This is a genomic window from Arenibaculum sp., assembly GCF_035998295.1.
GTDB lineage: Bacteria > Pseudomonadota > Alphaproteobacteria > Azospirillales > Azospirillaceae > DASYHS01.
Window position 1 is genome coordinate 38751 of the sequence record NZ_DASYHS010000164.1, and the last position, 6286, is coordinate 45036.

The 6286-nt window shown below is 67.5% G+C and carries 5 protein-coding genes and 1 pseudogene; 1 reads left to right on the forward strand and 5 read right to left on the reverse strand.

Annotation, left to right across the window (positions count from 1 at the left end):
- Nucleotides 1–2 precede the first annotated feature (2 nt).
- Nucleotides 3–479, forward strand: a complete 477-nt coding sequence (locus VGO20_RS16600) for a lipocalin-like domain-containing protein (protein ID WP_327503488.1) — start codon at nt 3–5, stop codon at nt 477–479.
- A 33-nt stretch (nt 480–512) separates the two neighbouring features.
- On the opposite strand, the gene VGO20_RS16605 is transcribed toward VGO20_RS16600, so the two are convergent.
- The 5 genes and pseudogenes from VGO20_RS16605 to VGO20_RS16630 all read right to left on the reverse strand — a co-directional run bounded on the left by VGO20_RS16605 (nt 513) and on the right by VGO20_RS16630 (nt 5928).
- Nucleotides 513–1457 carry an oligopeptide/dipeptide ABC transporter ATP-binding protein gene (locus VGO20_RS16605; RefSeq protein WP_327503489.1) on the reverse strand — a complete coding sequence of 315 codons (945 nt, stop codon included), beginning with the start codon at nt 1455–1457 and terminating at the stop codon, nt 513–515.
- A 7-nt stretch (nt 1458–1464) separates the two neighbouring features.
- On the reverse strand, nt 1465–2475 hold the full coding sequence (locus VGO20_RS16610; protein ID WP_327503490.1) for an ABC transporter ATP-binding protein: 1011 nt from the start codon (nt 2473–2475) through the stop codon (nt 1465–1467).
- A gap of 4 nt (nt 2476–2479) precedes the next feature.
- Nucleotides 2480–3340 (reverse strand): ABC transporter permease, encoded by an 861-nt coding sequence (locus VGO20_RS16615; protein ID WP_327503491.1) that lies wholly within the window; start codon nt 3338–3340, stop codon nt 2480–2482.
- Between the two features lie 56 nt (nt 3341–3396).
- A pseudogene (locus VGO20_RS16625) lies at nt 3397–4313 on the reverse strand (ABC transporter permease).
- Between the two features lie 67 nt (nt 4314–4380).
- Nucleotides 4381–5928: an ABC transporter substrate-binding protein gene (locus VGO20_RS16630; protein ID WP_327503494.1), complete on the reverse strand. Its 1548-nt coding sequence runs from the start codon at nt 5926–5928 to the stop codon at nt 4381–4383.
- Nucleotides 5929–6286: the final 358 nt, after the last annotated feature.

Below are 6286 nucleotides of genomic sequence, written 5' to 3' on the forward strand. Positions count from 1 at the left end.
CCATGAGTGAGCGGACGACACCCCCCGCACGGGCGGCCGGACACGCCGCAGGCGGCAGAACCGGCCTCGTCGCCACCTGGCGCCTCGTGGGCCATCTGCAGGAAGTGGTCGAAACAGGAGAGAAGGAATATCCCCGCGGACACGCCCCGCAGGGCTTCCTGACCTATACGGCGGACGGCCGCTTCTCCGTCGTCAACGTGCCGGGCGGGCGCGCGAAACCGAAAGGCGTTTCTCCTACCGACGAGGAGGCCCTCGCCCTGTTCAAGGGGCTGACGGCCTATGCCGGGCGCTACAGCGTCGATGGCGACAAGGTCGTCCATCACGTCGAGGTTTCCTGGAACGAGACCTGGACGGGTACCGACCAGGAGAGGCGCTTCAAGCTCGACGGCGACGCCCTGACGATCGTGAACGGGCCGATCCTCAGCCCCTGGGACGGCAGGAGGATCATCGCGACCATGACCTGGCGGCGTGTGCAATGAGCCCTTCGAAGGACCGGCCGGGCGGCCTGGCGTCTATAACGGGTGGTGGCAGGCGACGGCCCGCCCATCGAGCGGGCTCATGTCCGGCATGGTCCGGCGGCAGAGCTCGGTCGTCCGGGCGCAACGTGGATTGAAACCGCAGCCCGGCGGCGGCGCCGTCGGGCTGGGGAAGTCGCTTTTGAGCTGCAGCGAAGGAAGCTGCATTCCCGGTTCCGGCCGCAGGACCGCGCGCAGCAGTTCGCGCGTGTAGGGATGATGCGGTGCCGCGAAGATGCCGTCGGTCGTTCCCACCTCGACGATGCGTCCGAGATACATGACCGCCACCCGATCCGTCAGATGGCTCACCACGGCAAGGTTGTGGGTGATCAGCACGACGGTGAGCTTGAAGGCCCGATGCAGGTCGGCGAGGAGGTTGAGGATCTGCGCCTGCACCGAGACGTCGAGCGCGGAGGTCGGCTCGTCGCAGACGAGTATCTTCGGTCTGCCGACTAGGGCGCGCGCGATCGCCACCCGCTGGCGCTGGCCGCCGGACAGCTGGGACGGATACGCGTTCGCCAGGTACCGGGGAAGACCGACGGCGTCCATGATCTGGTGCACCGCCGCCATGCGCGACCGGGAGGTTTCTCCCCCCTGCACGTCGAGCGGCGCAGCGACGATGGCCGCCACGGTCTTGCGGGGGTTGAGCGAGGAATAGGGATCTTGGAACACGGGCTGGATCAGCCGCGCGCGCTCGAGCCGGCCGTAGCTCGATATCGGCCGGCCGGCGACTGTGATCGTGCCGGCGCTCGGCTCCTCGATGCCGATGAGGAGGCGGGCAAGCGTGCTCTTGCCGCAGCCGGACTCGCCGACGAGGCTGAGGATCTCGCCCTCCTCGACCGCCAGATCGATGCCGCGCAGGGCCTGCAGGACGGCACGGCGCCGCAACCCGCCCCCGAGGTGGTACGCGCGCGTGACGCCGTGAATGTCGATCAGGCTCATCTTCCCCTCATGAGGTGATGGGGCGGGTCCAGGCGTCCGGCGCCCGCCCGCTGCCGTCGAGCGGCAGGGCGCACCGCATGGTCCGGCCATCGGGCGCGGTGCGCAGCGCCACCGCCCCGACGCCGCAGGCCTGATCGGCGTAGGGGCAGCGGTCGAGAAAGCCGCAACCGGTCCGGACCGCGTCGGGGCGGGGCACCATGCCCGGAATAAAGCCCAGCGCCGCCCGGCGCCCGACCTTGCCGGGCACCGGGATCGAGCGCATGAGGCCCTCGGTGTAGGGGTGGCGCGGCGCTCCGATCACCGCGGCGGCGGTGCCGGTTTCGACCACCTCGCCGCCGTACATGACGACGACGCGATCCGCAACGCCGGCGACCACGCCGAGATCATGAGTGATGATGACGAGGCCGAAGCCGGTTTCCTTCTGGATATCGACGAGAAGCCGGAGAATCTGCGCCTGGATCGTGACGTCGAGCGCGGTGGTCGGCTCGTCGGCGATGATCAGGTCCGGCTCGCAAAGCAGGGCGGTCGCGATCATCACGCGCTGACGCAGCCCGCCGGACAGCTGGTGCGGATACTGCCGCAGCCGCTCGTCCGGGGAGGCGATTCCGACCCTGGCCAGCATGGCGGCCATGCGCCCCGCCGTCGCCGAGGCGGGGCGGTGCTGTCGCAGAATCTCGGCGATCTGGTCGCCGATCCGGTAGCACGGATCGAAGGCCGTCATCGGGTCCTGGAAGATCATGGCGATGCGCTTGCCGCGTATCGAGCGCCATTGCCGGCTGCTGAGGCCGATCAGGGACTGTTGCGACAGCGCGATGCGGTCGGCCGCCAGCCTGGCGCCGCGCGGCAGCAGCCCCATGATGGCCAGTGCCGTAAGGCTCTTGCCGCAGCCGGACTCGCCGACGATGGCGACCGTCTCCCCCCGGGCCACGGCCAGGTCGACACCGCGGACCGGGCGCAGCGTGCCGTCGGCGGTCGGGATGTCCAGCGTCAGGTTTCGGATGTCGAGCAGCGGCACCATGGCGTCAAGCCCGTCCTTCCGGCGTCGTCACGTCGCGCAGCGCATCGCCCAGGAGATTGATCGACAAGATCAGCAGCACCAGGGCCGTGCCCGGAACCGCGATCAGCCAGGGCCGGAACAGGAACTGGCTTTTCGCCTCCGCCACCATCAGCCCCCAGGAAGTCAGCGGCGGCTGAACGCCGAGACCGAGAAAGGTCAGGGTCGCCTCCATCAAGATGGCGCGCGCGAGCTCGATCGTGCCGATGACGATCAGCGGCCCGGTGATGTTGGGCAGGATCTCGTGGAGCAGGATCGCCGGCGTCGAACAACCGATCGACTTCGCCGCGACGACGAACTCGCGCCGGACGAGCTGCTGGGTCGCCGTCCGGGTGACGATCACGAGCCGGTCCCACAGCAGACCGCCGATCACAATGACGAGGAGCGGCAACGACTGCCCGAGGACGGATACGGCGACCAGGGCGACGAGCACGACGGGCAGCGTGAGCCGGACGGTGAGCAGGAAGTTCACCGCCTGGTCGAGATACCCGCCCCAATAGCCGGCCGCGATCCCGAGCGTCACGCCGATCAGCGTCGACAGGACGATCGTCGCGAAGCCGACCAGCAGCGAGATCCTCCCCCCATACAGCAGCAGGGCGAAATAGTCGCGACCGAGATGGTCGGTGCCGAGAGGGTGCTCCCAGCTTCCCGACGCCGCCCAGACCGGGTTCGCGAGTCGATGCGACAAGTCCTGCGTGGCGGGGTCGTAAGGGGTGAGCAGCGGTGCGGCGAGCGCGGCCAGGACGAAAAGGAGAAGAATGCCGCCGCCGATCCAGAACCCGGGATGGCGCAGCGCACGGCGAAACGCGATCCGGCCCGGGGACGGCACGGCCGCCGCTGCCCGGCCAGACGCAGAAACCGCTGGGGTATCGTTCGCGATCGTACTCACCGGATGCGGATCCTCGGATCGAGTGCGGCGTTGAGCAGGTCGGCGGCCAGGGTCAGCAGGGCATAGGATCCCGCGATCACGACCAGGATCGCCTGGATCACCTCGATGTCGTGGCGCCGGATCGACAGCCAGGCGAGATTGCCGATGCCGTTCATCGAGAACACGGCCTCGATCACCACCGACCCCCCAGCAAGTAGCCCAGTTGCACGGCCGCCAGCGAGACGACCGGGACGATGGCGTGACGAAGCCCGTGCCGGATGACGACGCGCCAGGCCGGCAGCCCGTAGGCGCGCGCGGTGCGGACATGATCGGATTGCAGCACGTCGAGCATCCCCGAGCGCGTCAGGCGCATGATCGCCGGCGCGGCGTAGTAGCCCAGCGCGACCGACGGCAGGATGAAATGGAGCCAGGTCGCGCTGCCGGAGATCGGAAGCCAGCGCAACGCCACGCCGAAGGCGTAGATCAGCACCAGCGCGGACAGGAAGGACGGCATGGCCTGGCCGGCGACGGCTACGACCAGCGCCGCGCGGTCGACCAGGCTGTTCGGGCGCAGCGCGGCGACCACCCCGAGCGGCACCGCGACCACCAGCGCGAAGAGCAGGGACAGGATGCCGAGCCGGGCGGTGACGGGGATATGCCGCGCCAACACCGACCCGACCTCCTCCTTCAGGTAGGTGGAGCGCCCGAAGTCGCCCTCCACGAACCTGCCGACCCAGTTCAGGTACTGCTCGTGGAACGGGCGGTCGAAGCCGTAGAGCCTGCGGATGCTGGCAATCTCGGCCTGCGACGCCTTCTCGCCCGCGATCGCCACCGCCGGATCTCCGGAGAGATGCACGAGCGAGAACGAGATCATCGAGGTAACCACGAGCACCAGGGCTGTCACGATCAGCCGCTTGACGACGAAGGCGCCCATGCCGGTCCTCCCTGACGATGCAGCGGGTCGCGGCCACGGCCGCGACCCTGTCTCCAGCAGACCTCGTTCACTTCCATCCGGCGAGATAGAAGTGAGCAATCTCGTCCGGGGTCACAGTATAATCGAGCTTATCATTGAATGCGTAGGCACGCCCATAGGTGAAGAGAGGAATGGAATACGCTTGATCGTTGATTTTTTCCAATGCCTTCTCGTACAGCTTATTTCTCTCGGCGACATCCATCGTGCTGTCGGCGGCTTCGAGCCAAGCCGTTACCTCCGGGTCGCGAGCATAGTCGTCAACGCCACCCCTGAAATAGAGACTGACCGATGCGGACGCATCCTGCATGCCCTGCGACCCCCAGGTCAGGTGCGCCATCTCCGCCTTGCCCTCGATGACGAGGGGCCGCAACGCAACGTTCTGGATGAAGCGGAAATCCGGCCGGATGCCGACGGCGCGCAGATAAGCCAGGACCGCTTCGGAATAGGCCCGGTCTCGATAGGCGTAGAAGGGGAGGTCCAGGCCGTCGGGATAGCCCGCTTCGGCAAGAAGTTTCCTTGCCTGCTCGGGATCATAGTCCCATTGCGTGACGTCGGCGGTGCAGCCGACCTGGTCCGGGTGGCACATCGACCTCAGCACTTCGGCGGAGTTGCCCACCAGCTTGGCGATCGCCTCGCGGTCGATCGCGTGGAAGATCGCCCGCCGGACCCGGACATCCTTCAAGGGCGTGTCGCCGGAGCGGCCGGCGGCATCCAGGGCCAGGAAGGACATGCGCGTCGTCGGTGCCGTCTCCACCGTCACGTCGCCCATGCCGGCGAGCTGCTCGACGTTCTCCGGCGGCACGCCCCAGATCCAGTCGATGCTGCCGGTCAGGAGCTCTGCGAGCTGCGCCTCGCTGTCGCTGACGGTACGGTAGACGATCTTGCCGATCGTCGGCTGGCCTTTGGGCCCTCCCTGGAAATAGTCCGGGTTCTTCTCGAAGGTCGCGGAGGTGCCGGCCTCGAAGCCCGTCATTCTGTACGGGCCGGTGCAGACCGGGCGGACCGCTCCCCAGTCCCGCCGCATCTCGCCGGCGGCGTTGGTGACGCTCGGCGCCTTGTCGTAGTGGCCGGACGGGTAGATCGGGGTATTGCCGGACAGGAACTCGAGGGCCGCCGGCGTCGGCGCCTTGGCCACGATGCGCACCCGGTGGGGGCCGAGCGCCTCGACGCTGTCCATCCAGTCGACGGCCAGGCGGACATTGATGCCGCTGTCGGGCTTCATCACGTGCCGAAACGTCTGGACCACGTCCTCGGCGTCGAGATCGGTGCCGTCGTGAAACCTGACGCCCTCGCGCAGGTCAAGCTCGAGGGTGACGTCGTCGACCCATCGATAGGACTCGGCAAGCAGAGGCTCGTAATCGCCGGATATCGGATCGCGGTAGATCAGGGAGTCGCAGTTGTACAAGGTCGTGATGACGACCTCCCGCAAACCCTGGTAATAGATATCGAACGTGTCTATTTCGGTCGCGGTGACCCATGTCAGCGTGTCGTCGTCCTTCCCGGCCTCCGCGACCGTCGGCACCGCTGCCAGGGCCAAGGTGTTGCAGACGAGCAGCATCGGCAAACGTTTCGGCATCGTTTCCTCCCATGCATCGGCTTCGCCGCCATCCGGCCTTGCCGGCCTGTCCGCGACCACCGTTGTCGTTCTCGGCCATGGCGGCCCGCCACCGGCGGCAGCTGCGCTAAGGAGTCCGGTACGGAGGGCCACCTGCCGATGAGCTAATAAGATTGCCGAATACGCGGTTTCGGTCAACTATAATTGCTATATCAGCGAGATTGCCGGCCATAACCCGCGGAATGAGTGGTGTTGTCCGGAATGATGCGGGCAGGCAACGGTCCGCTCGCTGGTCAGCATGTCGAGCGCCGGCCAGCCATCGAGCGGCCGGCCCGGATCGGGCCAGTCCAGCGATAGGGCTGCGCAGGGAAACCCGCTA

Bases quoted from the DNA above. Each gene is read 5' to 3' on its own strand.
- VGO20_RS16600 (WP_327503488.1), top strand. From the start codon at position 3: ATGAGTGAGCGGACGACACCCCCCGCACGGGCGGCCGGACACGCCGCA.
- VGO20_RS16605 (WP_327503489.1), bottom strand. From the start codon at position 1,457: ATGAGCCTGATCGACATTCACGGCGTCACGCGCGCGTACCACCTCGGG.
- VGO20_RS16610 (WP_327503490.1), bottom strand. From the start codon at position 2,475: ATGGTGCCGCTGCTCGACATCCGAAACCTGACGCTGGACATCCCGACC.
- VGO20_RS16630 (WP_327503494.1), bottom strand. From the start codon at position 5,928: ATGCCGAAACGTTTGCCGATGCTGCTCGTCTGCAACACCTTGGCCCTG.